This window comes from Paenibacillus polysaccharolyticus, from assembly GCF_023714295.1.
Classification (GTDB): Bacteria; Bacillota; Bacilli; order Paenibacillales; family Paenibacillaceae; genus Paenibacillus; species Paenibacillus polysaccharolyticus_A.
In genome coordinates this window covers 95,923-115,890 of record NZ_JAMAUN010000007.1, presented here as the reverse complement: position 1 = coordinate 115,890, position 19,968 = coordinate 95,923, and the positions used below count along the sequence as shown (strand labels likewise).

Genomic DNA, 19,968 nt, shown 5'->3' with positions numbered 1-19,968 from the left:
ACATAAGTACATTACTTGGCCAAAAACACTAAATATCTATTAAGATTCATGAATGCTAATTAATTGTTGCATGAATTTCTTTAACTCTTTGGTCGTTGCGTTCAAGTGGTTAATCGTTTCCATAAATTCGCTGACGAGCTCAGCCTGTTCCTGTGAACTTGCCGTAATTTCGCCAAGGTCGTTATCTAACAATTGGATGGACTGTCTCACTGTCAGTAAGGACTTCTCAATTTCGTTAGTGGCGTTTTTAGTATCAACAGACAGTTTGCGAATTTCCTTGGCAACTACCCCAAAACCGGCTCCTGCATCCCCGACACGTGCGGCTTCAATGGCCGCATTAAGGCCCAGTAAGTTCGTTTGCTCGGAGATATCACGAATAAATCCGGCAACCTGAGTTACACTGCCAGAAGTCTGAACAGCTTTTTTCGTATTGCCTAACATCTCTTCGGAGGTAGCGCTCAGCTCTTCCGAATGAGCTGCAACATGCTGCACACTGTCCACCAGTTGGCTGGTTAGTCCTTCAACGATGTTCATTAGCTGCTGTAGCTTATCCTGGTCTTCCATGCTATATACGAGGGTAAATACTGCGACAATCTCGTTAGCGACGTTTTTGACAGGGATGAAAGCAACATCAAAGGGGATGCCAAATACCTCCTTCGGAAAGTGACTGTATGTCGTTGTTGTGCCGTTTTGCAGATCTGCAAAATTCCGATTAGCTTCAGGGAGTGGATCTCCCGTCTTAAATTTCAGTTCCTTCAGCGATTCTCCTGAAGAGAAGTACAGATATTTCTCTCGATCAATTAAGGATAAGGTCACATCTTGTCGGATGGCTAACCGAAAATAAGGCATGCTTTCAATTAGTGCTTGGATAATGTCCATTAATGTGTGGCTCCTTTTATGGAAGGCTATCAATTGTAATACAAGTTGTTTTAGGTATATCGGTTCTCTAGTGAAGAAAATGAATAAAAGAGTAAGCACGAATTTGAAATACTGCAAGCATACAGAATTCACTTGTTCTTTCACAATGAAAATGGAGCAAGCAATGATTGCTTAAATGGATTGTTATGTGCTGACCCACCTGAACTGCCCATCCACCTGCCCATTTTTCTTATAAAACTGAACCAACGCCCTTGATCTGACATAAGATGAGTTGACTGTATCCCCTTAACCTTGTTACACCAACACAACCCGAGCAAGGAGGGGTGAACATTGAAGGGTATCGATCATCATAAAAGCAAATTTTTGTTAACCCACCGTGAACGCGAAGTATTCGAATTGCTGGTTCAGGACAAAACAACGCGTGACATCGCAGGGCAGTTATTCATCAGCGAGAAAACGGTGCGTAACCATATCTCCAATGTGATGTGATTTGAAATTAACTCCATAATAGATACTACTCAGGCAGTGACGAGGAAGTAGAAAGTATGTTCTTTCTCATGGTATAATATTCCTATAACAATTAAGGAGATGAACAATATACGCGGAATTGAATTTGACAAAACACATTTACCAAGAATTATTACCATTGGTATTATTACAGGATTACTTATTTATGCAATCCCAAATGTATCTGCACATAAACTGTTCGCAAATGGCTTCACTGGTATTCTTGAAACGACATGGAATCAGTTAATGAATATTACACAGCCTGACTTCTCAAATACAGCCCCTTAGAGGGCTTTTTTATTTTGTTACATGATGTAAAAACTTGGGTTATTATGTCGAAGTGTGTTACAATAGAAAGAATCAAAACGTAAGGAGTTGGTTCTTTTAGTGAGGTTTAAACCAAACAATCATCGTAAAAAGCAACGGGTTAAAGAAGGTTACACTAATGGAAAGACATTAGCTCTTGTTAAGAAATATGATAAGCTGAGAAATGGACTTTTGAATTGCAGATGCAGTAGATGTCAAAAAACTATTTTTTTAAGTCAAACTGAAGTCGGATCATATTGTGGTGAATGCATGAGACAGGGCATTTACTCTAAATATGTGCTGACTGATTATAAAATAGATCGTACCAATCAAAGATACAGAAATGCATAGTACCATACAGCCTAGACAGCCCTCACACGGCTGTTTTTCTTTCCCCCTCACAATTGCCTCTAGCTCCTAATAGCTCCAAAAATCCAACACAGCCAATCCCGGCACTATATAATCGTGTCTCTGGGTGTCACTTGATGAGACCCTAACTTTAAGAAAGAGTTCCGAATTTCGGAAGTGTAATGTTCATTGAAACAGTGTTATCAATTGAATCGAAAAACTTTAACTGAACCATGTTATTTTAGTTTAATTGTGATACCATATTATATGTATGGAAGGAGTTCATGCATATGAAAATAGACAGAGCAGAAATTGAGAAATTAATCATTACACAACTTGAAGAAATAAGCGATTCGAAAAAACTGAAGCATCAATTTAAGAATCAACTTATTGAGCTGAATGTTCCTGTAGAAGTAATCGACTCACTATTGAAAAAAGCAGAGTATGTTTCACAATACATTACACAAATTGAATCTTTTATATTGTACGGTGTATGCAAAGCTCTATTCAATGTGACGGGAAATGAGCAATTAGAGCCGAATCAACTGTTTGGTAAACGTGAAATAAGAGATGCTCAGGATAACCTTAAATCCATAGTTCAGAAAAGAATGGAATTACCTATTTCATTTTCAGACACTACCATGCTTAAATATGACAGCTACATAACCAAAATTGCGATTAGAGATTTAGTGAAGATGTCTGAGAGTCAATTAATTGTGTACGATTACGAAACTCAACGTGGTGCTAAATACGCAGTTAATCAGTCTGGAGGAGTTGTCAAAACACCAATCGTTAATAAGGCAAGTGTTAAGAGGATTGCATCTAAAATGGCTGCTAATCACTACTTTGAAGATATGATTACTCTTAATGTATATTCTACAGAAGTTGATCCTGTGACGTACTATGATGACTCTAGAACGCTTACCATTAACGATGGAGCAGTTATATCCATACTCGATGGATTTCACCGCTTACAGGGTGCTATAGCAGCTTTACAGATGAAACCTAATTTAGATTTAGAGATGATACTTTCTATTAGGTCATATGACCATGAGACAGCTCAAAAGTATTTTGGTCAGATCAATACAATTAACGTATTGAAGAAGGAAAGAAGAGATGAGCTTGCACAGGAAAGAATGTCGGACAAGGTAGTTGCCATTCTCCAGAGGAAATCAGAGATAGGGAAACATATTGCTTCAGCAACAACTGTTAATGAATTAGCTGGAGAGTTGACCACCTTTGATATCATGAGTTACTCAATTGATCGCATGTATCATTTTGACAGACAGTTAGACGTTATTAAAACTTCAAATTATCTCAATGATTTCTTTACTTATTTGGTGGGCAGTTATCCAGATGAATTTTCAATTAACGCTAATAATCGTAAAAAACCAATTATGAGCCATCCATTAATGTTTATTGGATACATTGTTTTATCTAAGTTCATGAAAGAACATTATATAGGCTTAGATGAGATAGAAAAATATGTGAACAGTATTATTTTTGACTATAAAGAACTTGAGATACTTCTAGATGCCAAGAAATCACTCACAGGAAACAAACGTATCCGTAATCAAATAATTAATTACTTTGAATCTAAGTTCAGAGGGGAATAACAGTGAATAAGATATATGATGATAATCTCTACAACGAGTCACAGAAAGAGCGATTTCTGCAAAGACAGAACGCGAATACAAAAGAAGCATATTCTAGAGTGCTTCGTAGAGCATCGGCTATTGAGAAGCGGTTAGGGATGGATTTATATGATTTTAATCTAAACGAAATAAAACAAGTCTTACTCCTATTGCAGTCCACTAAACTTGCTACTGTCAAAAGTACAGGGAGTATTATACAGAACTATATTCGTTGGGCTATTGAGCAAGACTTGCGTAAGGACAATATAAATCCACTTGATGCTGTTTCAGGAAATGAATTTTTTGTTCAATTTGTAGACGACAACAATCCAACACTCTTCAGCGAAGAGGATATAGGAAATGTTGTAGATGGATGTTTAAACTTTCAGGATAAAGCTATAGTACAGGCTATATTCGAAGGTGTCATGGGCAAAGAAAATAGTGAACTGCTTAATATGAAGATGGAGCATATCACTCAAATACGAGAAAATGACGAAATGAGATATAAAATAATGCTCTTCAATGATGGTCGTAAAGGTAGAGAAATCAGGGAAATAGCGATATCAGACTACCTATACAATATTCTTAGGATTGCAAACAAAGAAGAGAGATATGTTAAAAACAATGGAGTTTTAAAGCCAAATATCAAAACTGATTCTAGGGAGTTAATTGATAATGATTATATAGTTCGATCTGCTGTTACCTCAAAAATGAAGCAAAATTTAGATGAGCCAACGACTAAGTATCTTGTCCAGTCTAGGTTGACTAAAATTGCTGAGTGGTATAACTTGCCTCAACTAACTGTTACAAATCTTAGAAATAGTGGAATGCTTAAAATGGCAAGAGAATTGTATATCAAGCATGGGAAGCTGGAAAAAGAAGAATACAATATCATCTGTGAGCATTATAACGTAGGCAAACAGCCTGATGGATCATATGCCCATTCAAAATATAAGGTTGGCTTTCTGAATATGGAGAGTTTAAGTTTAATATATGACATAGGGATTTAATGTTACGTCACCTTTTTTCTTAGTTTACTGAGTTTCGTCTTTATCAGAAGAACGTTTTGCAATAACCAACTCTATTCGATGTCGAAATTTTTCGAGAAGTAAGTCTTTCTCTTTCCCTGTAGCCAACCAAAGATTACTATACTGATCCAAGAACGCTTCAATAAGTAGCTCGTCATTCTCAGTTGGCTCGATCCCTAGAACTTCCGACATGAACTTTTTATTTGGCATTATTTCCATCAGTTCAGTATATATTCTTGCTAGTTCTTTGGTGGCTATACGCGAAGCAGTCTCTTGAACAAATTCTAAATCAGGGGCTATAACAAATGTTTTCATAGGTTTACGTTTTGATTTTTTTCCTGTCTTTGTTCTAGGAATGACATCTTCTAATTCTTCAACTATTTCAACTTTAACTATATTGGCATCTAAATATCTAACACCTTGAATTCGAGAATTAAGGATTTCAATTCCTTGGTCACAAAAAACACGATTAATCTCTTCAAGTTGATATCTTAACAAATCATAAATTCTTTTTTTAATGGCTTCTTCTTCGTAGAGAGAATTTATTTGTTCATCTTTTAATAACCCTTCAATACTATAAGTGACTATCAAATTATAAAAGGTTTCTTCTTTGACATGAAGTTCCAAGGGTAAATTTCTGGCTGCATCTGGTAATGACATATCTGAAATAATACCGGTTATCAAAAGTTCCATTTGGATCGCCTCCAGAATTTGATTATAAAATAACTTTATCATTCTCTTGTTGCGAATTATGTAGAATATTAAGGTATAAAAAATGTTGTTGATTCGAGTATGTTTTTGTTTTCGGACTCCTGCCCAAAAAAACCTACATCAATTTGATGTAGGTTCTTTGTCTTTTGTATCTGAGACTTCTTTAAACTGAATTAACTCAGATATGTCTGTGATTTCTAAGGCAGCGGCTATTTTCTCAAGGATACCTAAGTTTATCTCTTGTCTGCCTGACTTGCAGAGTTGCGAGATTCTAGCTTGATTTACTCCAGACATACTCTCCAATTGTCTTTGGGTAATGTTTCGCTGTTTTAGTACATCTTTAAGTTTAATTTTCAGAACATACAACTAGAAATTCCCCCTAGAAAACAGTTGACATGATTCTCCTAAGCGAATATTATGAAGAGGTAACATTGATTCGTATAAGCGAATCGAAATTGTGTGATATCCAGTATACAAAATTGTGTACCTGTATACTCATTGTACACTATCTGCAACTATTCATCATCACCAATGTACCGAAACTTGAATTCCGATTTAGAAAAGCGAATCAAATAAGCGACAATGTACTGTAACTATTATTCATGTAACAAATAAGTTTAGACATTTTTTAGAATCCGAAGGGAGCGATACAGATGTACAAACATGGTAAACTGATCAATCGTCAATTATGTATATGTACACGTAACGGTACGTGGGTTTCACTGAAATCTGTTCTTAACGTTTAGATAACACAATTCAATCCAAAGGAGAGTGATACATATGGCTACAGCAATTGTTGAACCTGTATTTGATATTACGAAACGCTCGTATATCGAAGGTTTAATTGAGGCTAATAAACACAGGGATTTCAGCATCGAATTTATCGTTGATGATTACAGTATTAAAAATACTTCTTTCATTAAGGATATGCGTTCTGTGTTGACAACAAATGAGTTGAGACTTGAATACTTCATTCGTGCAGGAATAGATCCTACTAGAATGATGCTGAGAATTCTTCTAAATATAATGCGAAAAGAACAAACTCAACTTTAAGTGAAATTGTACTTTCATCTTCTTAAGGGAGTATGCAAATTTCATCCCCCCCCTTGTAAGATAAATATGAAATGAGGAGAATGATACATATGGAATTGAACATTGTTAGTCAAACGCAGCCGATTGTTGTTAATCGCATTGGGGGAGTATTTGCTCTACCTGAACAGAGTAAAAGTTTGGACTTGAGAATATTAGAGAAGTTTGATGAATACAAATTGTGTTGCTTGGTGGATACAGCATATGACGCATTGATTAAAACGATGAATGATTCTGCATCTGATATAGGCAAAGACAAGTCACAGAGATTAGTAAATTATTTGGAAAGTGGCGAGTCTTATGATCATATCATTAGTAAGATGGTAGAACACTTCGAGAAGATTATTGTTGAATGCTATTTAAACACTAGCAATATCATGTTGTAAATTTGAGGAGGTATTAAGGAGAGGGGAACGAGCTTCTATGTATAATAGAGACAACTTGTTTGAAACAATAATGAACCTGAGACATACGGAAATTCCGTATAGGTCAGCAAGAAATAAAGGTCAGCAAGTCAAGCCAAAGAAAAAAACGTAAGCCTAAGCCTGTAACAATATCTGATTCAAGGTATAGACATCTGGTTGCTGAAGGTTCACGATTAGACATAACATTTGAACGTAGGATGGAAATACGTGAAGAGTTAACATGGATTAGGCAGGAGAAGCGAACAATGATGAAAATGGAATACCACATGTGAGGATGGCACAAATGGGTGCTGTCTTTTTTTGTTAATGTTCGTATTCTCAATATGGACAGTTTTGTCCACATTGGATTACATAACGTTTTGTCGATAGAAAGTTGGGATTGCCTACATATAACAAGATATTTGGCTATAATGTTCGTGTTTGCAATATGCACATTTTTGTGCTCATTGTATTATCGCCTAATACTGGACTAAATCAAAGAATAACACGAACAATACTCACCCGCGAAATCGCGGTAAGCCCATTTACCCTCAGTTTGAGGGGTACTGATTAACTGACTGCTCAAAGTTGAGCCGTGGGAATTGTTGTACACTGTGTGGATGGCTGCTAAGGGTAAGGGAGGGTTTTGACATCTTGTCATAAGCCTATGGGAGAACGAGAAATAACCTTCTAAGTTTAACTTAGTCTCCGTCAAAGTGACGGTAACTGACCAAGATAGTAGGTTGAAACTATGCCCTTGTGTTGTACGCTGCGTACAACTTTTAATGCTGTGTGAAACCATCATAATCCACGACCTTTGTATGTTCTAGTTTGGTAAAATCCCAAAACAGAAAACTCAATAACGAATCGTTAGTGAGTGGTCAACTTGTTTCCACTATAGAAATGAGTCAGACAAGCAAAGGCAACCAACGGAAATATTCCTTCAGTTCACTATTTTCAATTGTAACGATTCGTTATTTCTGAAAACTGAATCATGTTAAACTAACCAGTACGAAAATTGGGTAGGTTAATATGTAACGAACAGTAAATATGATTGTTCATCTATGTTGATTTGCCGACATCGGCAATTATCTATGATGCATCAGAATATATCATTATCACTATACAACGTTGTAGGTGGTATAATATTCCTATCATACATAAGGAGTGATATGGATGAACGAAGCAACAATGTCTAGTTTGATTGATATGATTCAAGACATGAGAACGAAAGAGAAGAAGGTTGAGGATGCTTTAGGAGTTACTTGGAGTGTTTATGATGGTTACATGTCTGAGATCGAACATATAATCTGTGACTCTGTTGGCATGCCTAGAGATAACACAGTAGAAATGACTGAGTTACACGGTGATCCAGAAGGATACTTCCATAAAGATACGTTCTGTAGAGACTTGGCAGGAGATTGGTTTTTTCAATATGGTGAAGGTGAGATGACTAAGGAACAGTTAATCTATAATGTTAGAAATTGGCGTGAATTGTTTGGAATGAAGAGTGAATGGATTGATTTATAATTAGGGGGAAAGCAAATGAGTAATGTAGAGGATCACTCAACAAACAAGTACACAATAGAGATAGTAAGGAGCCTTACAGAATCAAAAAAGGAATTAATTCAAACTTTGGGGGAGGAAATGCCTGAAGATATCAAAAAACAAGTATTAGATCACATAAAAGTAATTGATGGTAAGCTATTTTCATATGTTGAGGAACTTATTACAGAAGAGATGTACGATAAACTTCGGGAAAAAATAGAGAAGCAAGATAAGAAGATTAAGAAATTGCAGGAGAAAATAGAGAGTAACTAGCTGTTTATTTCTATATAGTAAGACAGCATCCTTCGGGGTGTTTTTTTGTTGTTATACAGAACATATATAACAGGCAAATAAAAAAATCCGCTGAAGCACAGCCCCCAACGGATAATGAGCGTTAATTAAAGGAATCTGGTGTTCCTGATAAGGAGACTTACTCCACTAGGCAGTGTTTCAACTGTACCAAGTTCCTCAAAATCGATATTGTAGTGTAAAAGCAAGTCGCGAGTATTAGAGTTGATATAACTAAAGTATTCATAGTCTGGGAAATTGGGATCTTCATAGGAATTGGTTGCATAGTGGAGTATTTCACGCTCTTTTGTGTATGTTATTGCATTCTGAGCACGTGTAAGTTGTTCATTCTGAAGAGGTTCCATGATTTGTCTTTGTAATATTCCAGAATCCCTTAGTGAGTCATGACCAATAACATAGTACATTTTATAATGCACCTCCTTATAACACAGTTATTTCGACATAAATAGAGGTAAACCCTTCCTGCATGTCGAATTATACTTGTTAAAAAAAACGTAGCTAGGAGTGAAAAAGATGAGTGATAAAATAACTAGCATTATTCAGAAGATGGAAATAGAGAAAGTTAAGATCGAAAATTTAAAAAACGAACAAATTGCTGCTCTTAAACAATTATATAGTAGCGTAAGGAGTTGGATTGAAAACAGTGAAAGTAAGAATGTTATTGAAATTACTGAAGAAGAGACATTGGATATTAGAACTGGATATACTGAACTTGCAATTAAATTCACTGAAGTTCATGGAGTAACTATACGACCTTATGTTAGTCATCCTGAAGATAAGTTCTTCGTTCATGTTAATTACTATAAAGAATTTTTAGGAATGTCTGATCTTGCATCTTCTCCAGCTAACACAACTAAGCTGATTTATTCTTCAGGAGAATGGGAAATAGAACCGAGTGTTAGCTTTGGACAGCAGAATGATAAGTTTACGGAAGCCACCTTTTTAGATGATATTGAACGGAAAATGTTTAGGAATTAAGCATCCTTATGGGTGCTTTTTTATATGCGCCAATCTATCCTTGAAATTTCAAGGATAGAGTAAAGTAGTAGTCAAACTGACCAGTAATGGTTACTTCTGTTCCCCGATTACCGTTACCTAATTCCACGACTCGACTGTAATTTTTGTGATGAAAACGTGTATCGTAAATCAGTCATGTTGTTGAGCAAAATTTTGCTCAATGAGGGGAAACGTTGATATAACAAGGATTATGAGTAAATGAGATGCGTAACCAAGTGTGGAAAGTTGCGTAAATAAGTCATCATTTTAGATAATCCTGTTACTCATACGATACAACTTTTGTAAAACGCTGAAAACCCTTGTCCCGTCTAGCTTTTTTGGCATCTCAATCGCAAATTTATAAATTTTACCAATATGGCTAAAACCGTTGGTACTACTGCGTTTTTGGGTTGTTTTCGATCATGTCACGATTATACTTACGATATAGGGTAGTATTCGATATGTGTAAAGGTAAAAACCCTTACAAACACTGGACTTATTGTGGTTGAAGTGTTGAAATTGCATCGTGTACGATTGGAACTATGATTTGTACGACTGTAATATGATTCAAGCTTTTGAGCAGTTTGGAAATCGCGCGTCGACTGGCGATTTGCCAACAGGGAAAATGTTTGAGATGTTATCTTTACCTGAATCAATTGATAGAGAAGAATTTCTTACAAAGGGAGACACTATACCATCAACTGGTGAACCATCGTGAAATTCAAGATAGTTGAAATGGAACCGTCATAAAATTCAGGATGGTTGGCGACTTCGAAATTTTCTAAGTTGTTATTCCCACTTATAGGTACAATCCTTGTTGGTAAACTGTACGACATAGGTGTGGCTAAAAGTATACTTTTTGAAAGACTCTCTTGGTGTGTGTCAAAAGTGGTTATGATATATTTCAAATAGTGTGTAAATATATATGAAATATTTCAAAAGTGTGAGTATACATTTTGACATGATTTTGATATAATATCTTTAACAACATAGCAAAGGGTGATTGAATTATGGGAGAGATCAGACATCATGGGTACATAAGAGTTTCGACTAAGGATCAGAATGAAGCAAGACAAATAGAAGCAATGAAGAACTTAGGGATATCGGAGCGAGATTTCTATATAGATAAGCAGAGTGGAAAGAACTTCGACAGACCAAATTATCAAGCTATGAAGAGTGCTATCCGTAAAGATGATATATTGTTCGTGAAGGAACTGGATCGTTTAGGGCGTAACGCACAGGAGATTAAGAAGGAATGGGAAGATATTACCCAGAACATAGGTGCTCACATTGTTATATTGGATATGCCAATTCTAGATACTAGACAGTACAAGAATGGATTAGAGAAAGTCATAAGCAGTATTGTATTGGAGCTGCTTTCGTATATGTCAGAGCGAGAGAGGGAAAAGATAAACGGTAGACAGGCTGAGGGAATAGCTGCCGCTAAGAATAACAACGTAGTGTTCGGCAGACCAAAGCAAGCTATCAACGAGGAGTTTAAGCAAGCATACACAGAATGGAAGCAAGGTGATATCACAGCCGTTGAAGCTATGAGAAGGGCAGAGATGAAGCCTAATAGTTGGTATAGACGAGTAAAGGAATATGAACGATCATTAGCCTAGGCCATGTGCTTAGGCTTTTTATATGCTTATAACTATCCACGTACACAAAGAAAGAAGTCCATTCACTGGACTCCATTAGCCTTGCTTTGGATTGGGCTGGTCTCTAAGCAGTAACCACGACCTTCCAATCTTTTCAGCTATAACATCACCATTAGCACATAGGTTCTTGATATATCCCTGAGACAATCCCCAAAGTTCTGATGCTTCTTCTGTTTGCATGAGTTGAGACATGATATTATCCATGTTCTGTTGTAATTGGTCTTTAGATGGATTGTTAGTCATGATGACTCCTCCTATTTGCGAGTGATGTATATTACTCCTGTAATGAGTGAGTATGCAGCCACAATGAGCAGTAATGTAATTGCCCAAGTGGTATTGATGGATAGAGCAACAGTAGATAATACACCTGTGAGCATAAAGCGTTCGATACCTTCTCGTTTATGTTTATTCATTGTCTGTTCATTCCCTTCTGTTTATTTGACACTTGTGTAAGGAGTGTTGTATTATGTTGGTGAGAAAGGGAGCCTCTAACTCCCTCTCTCGGTGAATGCTTACTACTTGCGGCGATTACGTTTCTTTTTGGACGTTTTCGCCTTTTTCTTTTTCTCCTTCCATTCTAGAATGTCTTTGGTGATAAGTCTGATGAAGGTTAGTGTACCAATGATGACTCCAACCTTTCCCCAAATGTCCATATGTATCACCTCCTTACATATATAATTATATTATGTGCGCCAACGCATGTAAAGAATTTTATTACCCATAGGGGGTATATTTACACCCAAAATCGAGTCAAAATTTCCAAATATTTCGGCAGCACTTATACCTACACCGCAATGTTGGATTCAGTGACGATACATACTGACACGTTACCTGATCATAGGAGATGGGGGGCTATTAAAAATCCCAAAAGTTGACTGTCTCACAGAATATACGCCTAGCACTACCACTCCGACACCATGAATCAAATCTGTACGATTGTCACTTCGCTAAAATGGCGAACAGGACTGTAAACGAATAATGATTCGTTTTATCTCCTTGTTTTGCTCTCTTTCCACCTATACAGTCCACTATAACCATGATTCCAAGTAATGATAATACGAATAACTTGTCAGCTATCTTACCCATATTCTTCATACTATAATATGAATATACCAAAGAGGAGGGATACGATGACTATAGGAACAGATGAGCAGCACAAATTAACAACTTTAGTTAGAGAGTACATAAAGGAACAAGACAAAGTGGAGAAGTTGGTGGATTATCTATATAGACATGAGATTGTAGGATTAGAGGTATTTGCTTACTTAGGATTTGATAAGATAGACGAGTTGATATTTCAGCCAGTTAGTAGAGATACATTCATTAGAAGAATACCATTCTATTTTCATAAACCTAGTAGAGAGTTAGGTGACATTGCTGAGTTAAGTCAATACATCTATTATTCACTTGAATTCAACAAACCAGATTATGATAATCAACTTGAAAAGTTCTATTGTGGATTGGAACGCCTATATTATGACTTTGGTATTGACCTTGTTACCATTTTTAACTATACAGTTAAACAGCGTGGACGTGTGGGGGAGATTCAACCTATTTATAATTGGTTGCATTACCTTGAATTAGCACAGAAACTTGGAATAGAAGAGAAGACACCGACTCGATTCATTGTTGAATACAATATTGTCAGAGAAATGGTTGGATTGAAACCAATTATCTATGAGATTCAAGAAATGTATGTTGGAGACTTTATCGAAAGATACGGAAACAGATTAAGAATGGATGGTATGTTCCCATGTGACCATAACAATCAACCCATACTTAAATGGATTGGTGTAAGAATTAAAAACGCCAAGAGAATATGGGTCGATGTCAATGATAAGTTGAAAGGTTCACTATATGTAGAAATTACACCTAGAACAAAAGTGTGGGGACTCAATGTGTACGGAGCAGATGAAGATGGCTCAGATATTTGGTATGACCTATACACAGGCCCATTGTTAATGGAGTTTGATTATACAGTGATTAAGGATAGACGAGTTGCAGTAGGGATGACACAGAAAAAACTGGCTGAAGCTATTGGAGCTTCTGACCGAACACTGCAAAAATGGGAAAGCGGAGAAACAACGCCTGATGGTCATTTTCTACTTAGACTGATGAATGTATTGGATATTAAGGAATTGAGTGAAATGACGAAGATACATGATGTGGAGTAACTGTAATAGTCCATGTCACCATAAATGACTCTCAGAGTTTAAAGTGACAAATTTTCAATGACATGCCAATTACCCCCTTCCTTTAGTGGTTGGGGGATTTTTTTACGTCTATTCTACTGTGAAATAAACAACTGGATAACTTGGATTGCCATTCTCATTGTAATGTAAGGGTATTTCCCTTTCTTCCATTAACTTGTTATTGAGTTTCTGCTTCTTTAAACCATGATTGATCATCAGGCCACCAATAATTTTCTTGAGCTGTCTTCGTTTTAACTCATACAACCATTTGGATTGGTCTTCTTCTGTAACAATGGAATCCTTGATTCGTTTATCGCGCTTTCTCATTTCTGCTTCAACATCTTCAATTTCTAAGTATGTATTTTCTATAATTCTATGTTCAGTTACCCACCCGTACTCTGTTATGTATCTTAGACAAGTCTGTTCTAATTGTTCGCATACGTGCTCGTTTAATCTAGATAATTGCTCATTTTTCCTCATAGGGAATATTCTGTTTGCTTCTTCTTCTCCCAAAGTTTTCAATACCATCTGTCTATCAAAGTTGCCTACCGTCATACCCAAGTCCTTAAATTGCTTGGCTAACATTTCAACTTCATTCATGTGTGTAGCTGCCATAGAGGGAACTGTCCAAAATGTAATCATGTTCTGAAAATGCTTTTTCTGTGCTTCTAATTTGGCTCTATTTACATATTCAAATGGCAAACGTTCTATATCGATACGATTAAGTAACTGTAAGTAAACAAACAATGACAAGATAGTTCTGATTCGGGATGCCTTACTATTCTTGAAACGATCAAAATCACACCATCTATCTAGACGCTTCATTATGTAGTTTATTGAAGCAAAGAATACAGCTTCTTCAGTATCTTTGATGTGAATTAGGGTTGAGATATTCTCCAATGCTATTAAATGTAACTCTCGTAACAATGAATAGTATAGTGGCGTTCGAAGTAATGAATTCAAATTGGGGTATGCCTCTATTATGAATTCCTCTTCATTTAGCAACTCTAGATTCTGCTGGATTAAGTTCTCCATCTCAACATGCCATTCTGATTTCTGAATTGTGATGTTAAAGCATTCCATCAAGTATCGGAGTGATTTTGGCTTGTTTAGTTTAGTCAATCTTTCTGTTACCTCAATAATAGTACCTGTGAATGGGTGACTACTACTCCAACACTTATACCACCAGTAACCTGTTTTGGGATCTTGGTATATATTAGCTGACGGTGATGATTCATTGTGGAATATATCATGAAACTGTTTGCTTGCTATTCCTATATATTCATGTAGATTAATCTTCTTTAAATAATCGTATACTTCCTTACGTGATGATACTGTAATTGGTTTATATGTATTTTTCATTCTATGTATTATATTTGTGTTTAAACTCTGAATCATATCTATATTGCTCATGTATGTAATTGCTGTATCTGATGTAGCAGGGGGGGATATTGTAGGCTCAATTATATCTATATTATTACTATAGTAATTGGGGTCATAATATCCCCCCTCTACAAGTAAGTCATGATTAATCTGGAGTCTATTTTCATAATCAAATACATAGAGGTCAGTCCCACCAAAGAATAGCCTTTCAACTTGGAAGGTTGATTCATCAGCATATGGGTACTCTTTAAATAATTGATCAGTATGGGCATTCAACAAGTTGATATCTGTGAATGGTTCATTGTAAGCAAAGACTACTCTAAACTTAGGCCAATCATCTGTGTGACTGAACGTTTTGTACATGAACATAGCAGACGTTTTAAATTCTTCCTGTGCTTCTTCCCATGTGATATGTACATCCTTAACTTTCTGCTTGAGTATCCTATCATAGTATCCATTGTCAAAGTCCATACAGATGACTTGCTGAGAAGTCCAACAATCTTTGGTACGTGCTAGTAATCCATTCGTTTTACTCGCTATGTACGCAGGAACGAATGACTTGCCTTGTATAATCTCATTTGCTAACTGTTGAGGTTCAACATCAGTTGGATTTTGTAGTAGTCGATTACTGATGCTGCCTATCTCTTTAAAACTTGGCTTACAACTAAACTCCTTCTGGTCTATCAGTAGTTTGATAGTATACACTCCTTTTTGGTTAATAATCAATTATACAAAAATAATACTTAAATATTTTATAACATATAATAAAGAGGGTGGCAAGTGTAATTTTAATTGCAGGTGTGCAAAATTTTGCACAGCATGAAGGGGGTATGTTGAACATACATCCTTTGTTATATATCGTTGGCTCCAGTTGAAATCGTAGATGTAGACGAATGGCAAGCTGAATACATGCTTATTGCTGAGAACACAGAGCGCAGAGGGGAGGCTGAAAGCGATCCAGTTAAGAAGGGGAGACAAGCAGCATTTTTAAAGGAGTATTGGGGAGTTAAGAATGGTGGAAATAAAGCAGATGGACCAAAGACCCATCTGAGAGATATAGCTGAAACTATTGGCGAATCAGAAAGGACTTTGCACTTCCGAAATTGGGAACCACAAAGTGAAGGTAAATGATGTTCCTCTAAATCATAATAAATCTATAGGAAGAATCAGCCATCCATTGCTGGGGTCACTTTATACCAGCGAGGACAGTTGTGTTCCTATTCCTTATTAATTAATCAAGGATTTGAGGATTAGAATTGAATCTGAGGTGTCAATATAGTAGAAGAGAAAAAAATTTCTTTATTAAACATAAATAATACTTTACTAAATAAATGTTTTTGGATTATATTGAGTGCACAAGGTTAACGAATTCCAAGGTAGACTCTTGGAGCCTATGAATAGAGTTGAAGGGGAGGGATGAGATACGCGGAAGATTAGATATGCGTGGTACAGGTTGATGAGCTGGCTGGGCTGGAAGTGATCCAAGGAGAGCAATAAGGGCAATAGAGATGAAGAATAGGAAGTAAGTTTTGTGTGGTTAAACTGGGAGAACAATTATAGACGAAAATAATACATAGTGAATGGAGATTTGTGAATATGAAAGTGACATTTCTATTAAAAGATAACAGAGCATATGAAAGTAGAGCAGATACGTATGGTAAAGAACATGTTGAGAAGATGTTGACGTCAATTGAAAACGATTTTGAAATGCGTGTAGAAGGAGAGTATATGTGTAAAGGTAGCGAAGTAAGAGCGATCATTCTTAAATTTTAATAAGTTACAGGAAAAGACAAACATAAGAAAATGGAGGAAAAAAATACTAATGACATTGCATTATATTTCAAAAATTGATGGAAAAGCAGTTTTATATAGTGATACGCGAGTAAGTGTTACCTATAACAATGAGAATTATTGGTGTGAGGATGGATTTGAAAAGGCTTATCAGTTGGGAGATAAGTTGATTGCAGTTGGAGGTTACTGGAAACATGTTAAAGCAGTAATTAATTCGATTAACAAACAGCATTCTGTTAAAGATATCCAGAAAATTGTAAAACACATTTATCAGGGAAACAAAGAAGAACTTAGTGTTTTTGTTGTTTCACATGAACAAGATGATTACTACCTTCACCAAATGGCCTCAGTAGAGGATTTCATGATTCATCGGGATAAATTGGAGGAAGGAGAGGCTTTTGCAGCGGGTGCTCACTGTGACAAAGCATTAGCAAAAACAGGCTCCTTAATTAAGTGGGGTAACAACCTCAATGACAGTATCATTGGTGCATATAAGTTTGTAACTGATGAAATGGTCGGTGGAACTGTTACACGTTTCACGATGGAGAAAAATAAGATTACAAAAGAAATTATCCCAATTCCTGATAAAGTAGAGTTGAAAATTTGGAAACATCAAAAACCAAAATTCCATGCGAATATGCAAGGTGAAGCCAGAATGAAAAAACTAACAGTTACTGATACAAACAATACACTGTTAATGGACTCTGCAACAAAGAAATTCATGGCTAATCAGTGGGATATGGTAGGCTTGGGTGCAATTGATGCAGAACTACTTGCAGCTAACATGTTAACTGCTCAAGATGGAGTTATCTCCAATCTCACGGCTGGTAAACTGTCTACGCTCACAAATGCCGCACTTGAAGGTTGGTCGGATTATGTACGTATAGAAGGTAACAGTGTCATGTGGATTACTGGGCGCGTTAAACCGGGCAGTGGAGTGCAAAAAACCTTGCCTGATGGTCGAAGTCTATATTGGACAACCGCTGAGCAAATGGGACTGATGACTATTGAAGAAACAGGATGGCCTGTAATGGTTTACGATATGGAAGAGAAGATTAAGCGGATTGATACATTTGAAGGTTCTGGTGATGCAGCTCAGCCAGTTCGGAGAGTCGGTGCAGGGGATGGTGGTGCCAATGGATCAGCGACATTTACTGAAACCAAGTATAACGGTGGCATCAGTGGTGTCTATAAGTCTTCAAATACTGGAAAAGAGCGTAGTGTTGACTTTAAAGATAGCGGTGTTTATCTAGATTCTCAAGATGCAAAAATGGTATTCACAGCCAAGGAGTTAACAGCAATGGCTGATGGAGGGCCAATGAAGATCGGGAACACGAATGGTTATATTGAGATTACAGCAGACGGTACGTTTGAGTTCCACGGTAAAGCATTTAATTTTCATACAAACTAATCAATAAAGGGGAACATACATATGAGTAAAAACTATGAGCTAGAAAAAGCATTAATGATGGAACTAATTGAAACGAGAGATTTGTACGAAACTACCATGAACGAAAGTGATATCCTTATGAATTTTGTCATGGAACACAATCTTACAAAGATGCTAGATAACTATATCTATGAACAAATTAAAGAGTACACTGAGCCGGATATGTTAAATAGTTATATGAACCTGATCACACATGAGCCAGAAGAAACTAAGGAGCCACACCTTAACATTGGTAAAGAAGTTTACATCAACGGAGTAAGAGTGAAGTAGTTAAGTAATAAAATTCATTCGTGTGACCGATATATGGGATATACTGTATTTAGATTTTACTAGGTATATCCCATATTAAATTGGAGGTACATAAGATGAAAAAGATGTTTAAGAAACTACCAACATTTCTACTTGGAGCGGTTGTTGGTATTACGTTCACAGGGGCAACAGCAGTTGGAGCAGCTACATACCTCAAGGCGACACAAAGTAATGTAAAGGTTATTGTGGATGGTACACAAGCTAAATTGTCTGACTCCCCATTGAACGTGAATGGAAGATTATATTTGCCAGTCAGAGATACAGCTAATGCCATGGGATATTCAGTAGAATCCGTTACAAGTTCTCAGGTTTCTCTGAAAGAAGGAGTCGCTACAAGCAACGCAACAAACACTGGTTCAACGGGAACCACCGTTACTACTCCAAGTAATAATACAAATGAAACTGCAAGCAAAAAGGTGAAAAATTTGAGAGAAACATATTCTACAGACGGGAAATTAGACCCTGATAAAATCCGTACAGCATTAAATAATGGTACATTGGACGTAAACTCCCAAGACTCTACCAATGGGAACAACACGCTCCTAATGTATGTGATCGAAGAGAATAATTATGAAGCATATAAAGCGATTAAACGCAATGCATTGGACGTTAATGTTCAACGTGATGACGGAAAAACGGCGCTAATGTTGACCGTAATTAGCAAGAATGATTTCTATTTTGGAGAGATGACAAATTTAAAAGCAGACGCAAAGCTCAAAGATAACTCTGGAAAACAGGCAATAGATTACGCTGACGATAACTCAACTGAACAGAGGTATTTGAAAATTTACATGATGTAATAGAAAGGAAGATATATCATAGCTAACGTAGCATTACAAGGATCTACTATACAAGAGTCAAATAAAAGTGGACATGTGTCATATGTTGAGCGCTATCAGAATGGTACAACATGCGTTTCTTGGGATGAAGACGGAAACTGTACTCGCCGTGAGCCGACATATACCACCACAACTCACACAACTGGTGCAAAGATCACAGGTACAGTAGAGTCCAATAACAAATTCACAGTGAATGGTGTCCCCGTTGCGTGTGTAGACGACCAGACCAATGAGCAGTGGAGTGTTGATCCATCACCGTCCCCTAAACTTGGTGGTAGCATAGTCTCCATTAGTCCTAGTACAAGTGGTTCAGGTGCTGGGCGCATTACAACGGGAAATGGGGCACGGGTAACTTTGAATGGCAAATTAATCGCAGTGGTCGGCTCTACTGTTCAGACACATTTGGGTACGTCTACAGCCGTCTCTGAAGGTAACAGCCTACTCAACATGTGACCATCACCAAACAAGCGTCTAGACTAACTCTAGGCGCTTTACTTTTACCAACGTATAGCTGGAGATGGAGTTTAACCATAGGAAACTGTGTTGCATATACATTGTATATGTTATATAAAAGTGGTATATTT

22 protein-coding genes and 1 pseudogene are annotated in these 19,968 nt (G+C 36.7%); 16 read left to right on the top strand and 7 right to left on the bottom strand.

Features of this window, described 5'->3' with window-relative positions; translation table 11 throughout:
* Positions 1 to 39: 39 nt before the first annotated feature.
* The gene (locus tag M3629_RS28430) at positions 40 to 879 is read right to left on the bottom strand and encodes a methyl-accepting chemotaxis protein (RefSeq protein ID WP_285888894.1); all 840 of its coding nucleotides are present in this window, start codon (positions 877 to 879) and stop codon (positions 40 to 42) included.
* 330 nt (positions 880 to 1,209) lie between these two features.
* Between M3629_RS28430 and M3629_RS17540 the strand changes: the two are divergent.
* From M3629_RS17540 to M3629_RS17530, 3 genes and pseudogenes are all read left to right on the top strand, one after another.
* Positions 1,210 to 1,365 (top strand): annotated as a pseudogene (locus M3629_RS17540) (LuxR C-terminal-related transcriptional regulator); the annotation flags it as partial.
* 965 nt (positions 1,366 to 2,330) lie between these two features.
* Positions 2,331 to 3,656, top strand: a complete 1,326-nt coding sequence (locus tag M3629_RS17535; protein WP_251508866.1) for a DNA sulfur modification protein DndB — start codon at positions 2,331 to 2,333, stop codon at positions 3,654 to 3,656.
* A 2-nt stretch (positions 3,657 to 3,658) separates the two neighbouring features.
* On the top strand, positions 3,659 to 4,684 hold the full coding sequence (locus M3629_RS17530) for a phage lytic cycle repressor MrpR family protein (protein ID WP_251508864.1): 1,026 nt from the start codon (positions 3,659 to 3,661) through the stop codon (positions 4,682 to 4,684).
* Between the two features lie 24 nt (positions 4,685 to 4,708).
* On the opposite strand, the gene M3629_RS17525 is transcribed toward M3629_RS17530, so the two are convergent.
* Positions 4,709 to 5,395 carry a hypothetical protein gene (locus M3629_RS17525; RefSeq protein WP_251508861.1) on the bottom strand — a complete coding sequence of 229 codons (687 nt, stop codon included), beginning with the start codon at positions 5,393 to 5,395 and terminating at the stop codon, positions 4,709 to 4,711.
* A gap of 138 nt (positions 5,396 to 5,533) precedes the next feature.
* On the bottom strand, positions 5,534 to 5,779 hold the full coding sequence (locus M3629_RS17520) for a helix-turn-helix domain-containing protein (protein WP_251508859.1): 246 nt from the start codon (positions 5,777 to 5,779) through the stop codon (positions 5,534 to 5,536).
* Between the two features lie 414 nt (positions 5,780 to 6,193).
* Between M3629_RS17520 and M3629_RS17515 the strand changes: the two genes are divergently transcribed.
* From M3629_RS17515 to M3629_RS17490, 6 genes are all read left to right on the top strand, one after another.
* Positions 6,194 to 6,466, top strand: coding sequence for a hypothetical protein (locus M3629_RS17515; RefSeq protein WP_251508857.1), 273 nt, complete (start codon positions 6,194 to 6,196; stop codon positions 6,464 to 6,466).
* Between the two features lie 89 nt (positions 6,467 to 6,555).
* Complete coding sequence (locus M3629_RS17510; protein WP_251508855.1) at positions 6,556 to 6,888, top strand: hypothetical protein; 333 nt, start codon at positions 6,556 to 6,558, stop codon at positions 6,886 to 6,888.
* A gap of 1,194 nt (positions 6,889 to 8,082) precedes the next feature.
* On the top strand, positions 8,083 to 8,436 hold the full coding sequence (locus M3629_RS17505; protein ID WP_251508853.1) for a hypothetical protein: 354 nt from the start codon (positions 8,083 to 8,085) through the stop codon (positions 8,434 to 8,436).
* Positions 8,437 to 8,451: 15 nt separating this feature from the next.
* Positions 8,452 to 8,727 carry a hypothetical protein gene (locus tag M3629_RS17500; protein WP_251508851.1) on the top strand — a complete coding sequence of 92 codons (276 nt, stop codon included), beginning with the start codon at positions 8,452 to 8,454 and terminating at the stop codon, positions 8,725 to 8,727.
* Positions 8,728 to 9,276: 549 nt separating this feature from the next.
* The gene (locus M3629_RS17495) at positions 9,277 to 9,741 is read left to right on the top strand and encodes a hypothetical protein (RefSeq protein ID WP_251508849.1); all 465 of its coding nucleotides are present in this window, start codon (positions 9,277 to 9,279) and stop codon (positions 9,739 to 9,741) included.
* 1,028 nt (positions 9,742 to 10,769) lie between these two features.
* Positions 10,770 to 11,381 carry a recombinase family protein gene (locus M3629_RS17490; RefSeq protein WP_251508847.1) on the top strand — a complete coding sequence of 204 codons (612 nt, stop codon included), beginning with the start codon at positions 10,770 to 10,772 and terminating at the stop codon, positions 11,379 to 11,381.
* 75 nt (positions 11,382 to 11,456) lie between these two features.
* Here M3629_RS17490 and M3629_RS17485 read toward each other — a convergent pair whose 3' ends face one another.
* The 3 genes from M3629_RS17485 to M3629_RS17475 form a co-directional block, all read right to left on the bottom strand.
* Complete coding sequence (locus M3629_RS17485) at positions 11,457 to 11,663, bottom strand: helix-turn-helix domain-containing protein (RefSeq protein ID WP_251508846.1); 207 nt, start codon at positions 11,661 to 11,663, stop codon at positions 11,457 to 11,459.
* Positions 11,664 to 11,674: 11 nt separating this feature from the next.
* Positions 11,675 to 11,833 carry a hypothetical protein gene (locus M3629_RS17480; RefSeq protein WP_251508844.1) on the bottom strand — a complete coding sequence of 53 codons (159 nt, stop codon included), beginning with the start codon at positions 11,831 to 11,833 and terminating at the stop codon, positions 11,675 to 11,677.
* A 102-nt stretch (positions 11,834 to 11,935) separates the two neighbouring features.
* Entirely contained in the window at positions 11,936 to 12,073 is a 138-nt protein-coding gene (locus M3629_RS17475) for a hypothetical protein (protein WP_167433912.1), read from the bottom strand.
* A gap of 477 nt (positions 12,074 to 12,550) precedes the next feature.
* On the opposite strand from M3629_RS17475, the gene M3629_RS17470 reads away from it, so the two are divergent.
* Complete coding sequence (locus tag M3629_RS17470; RefSeq protein WP_251508842.1) at positions 12,551 to 13,594, top strand: helix-turn-helix domain-containing protein; 1,044 nt, start codon at positions 12,551 to 12,553, stop codon at positions 13,592 to 13,594.
* Positions 13,595 to 13,702: 108 nt separating this feature from the next.
* Here the strand turns inward: M3629_RS17470 and M3629_RS17465 are convergent, their stop codons facing one another.
* A complete protein-coding gene (locus M3629_RS17465; RefSeq protein WP_251508840.1) occupies positions 13,703 to 15,466 on the bottom strand; it encodes a hypothetical protein in 1,764 nt (587 codons plus the stop codon).
* A 438-nt stretch (positions 15,467 to 15,904) separates the two neighbouring features.
* Between M3629_RS17465 and M3629_RS17460 the strand changes: the two genes are divergently transcribed.
* The 6 genes from M3629_RS17460 to M3629_RS17435 all read left to right on the top strand — a co-directional run bounded on the left by M3629_RS17460 (position 15,905) and on the right by M3629_RS17435 (position 19,837).
* Positions 15,905 to 16,126, top strand: coding sequence for a hypothetical protein (locus M3629_RS17460; RefSeq protein WP_251508838.1), 222 nt, complete (start codon positions 15,905 to 15,907; stop codon positions 16,124 to 16,126).
* 465 nt (positions 16,127 to 16,591) lie between these two features.
* Entirely contained in the window at positions 16,592 to 16,768 is a 177-nt protein-coding gene (locus M3629_RS17455) for a hypothetical protein (RefSeq protein ID WP_251508836.1), read from the top strand.
* Positions 16,769 to 16,817: 49 nt separating this feature from the next.
* On the top strand, positions 16,818 to 18,197 hold the full coding sequence (locus tag M3629_RS17450; RefSeq protein WP_251508834.1) for a hypothetical protein: 1,380 nt from the start codon (positions 16,818 to 16,820) through the stop codon (positions 18,195 to 18,197).
* Positions 18,198 to 18,218: 21 nt separating this feature from the next.
* Entirely contained in the window at positions 18,219 to 18,506 is a 288-nt protein-coding gene (locus tag M3629_RS17445) for a hypothetical protein (RefSeq protein ID WP_251508789.1), read from the top strand.
* A 95-nt stretch (positions 18,507 to 18,601) separates the two neighbouring features.
* Positions 18,602 to 19,345, top strand: a complete 744-nt coding sequence (locus M3629_RS17440) for a stalk domain-containing protein (protein ID WP_251508778.1) — start codon at positions 18,602 to 18,604, stop codon at positions 19,343 to 19,345.
* Positions 19,346 to 19,420: 75 nt separating this feature from the next.
* Positions 19,421 to 19,837, top strand: coding sequence for a hypothetical protein (locus M3629_RS17435; RefSeq protein WP_251508777.1), 417 nt, complete (start codon positions 19,421 to 19,423; stop codon positions 19,835 to 19,837).
* Positions 19,838 to 19,968: the final 131 nt, after the last annotated feature.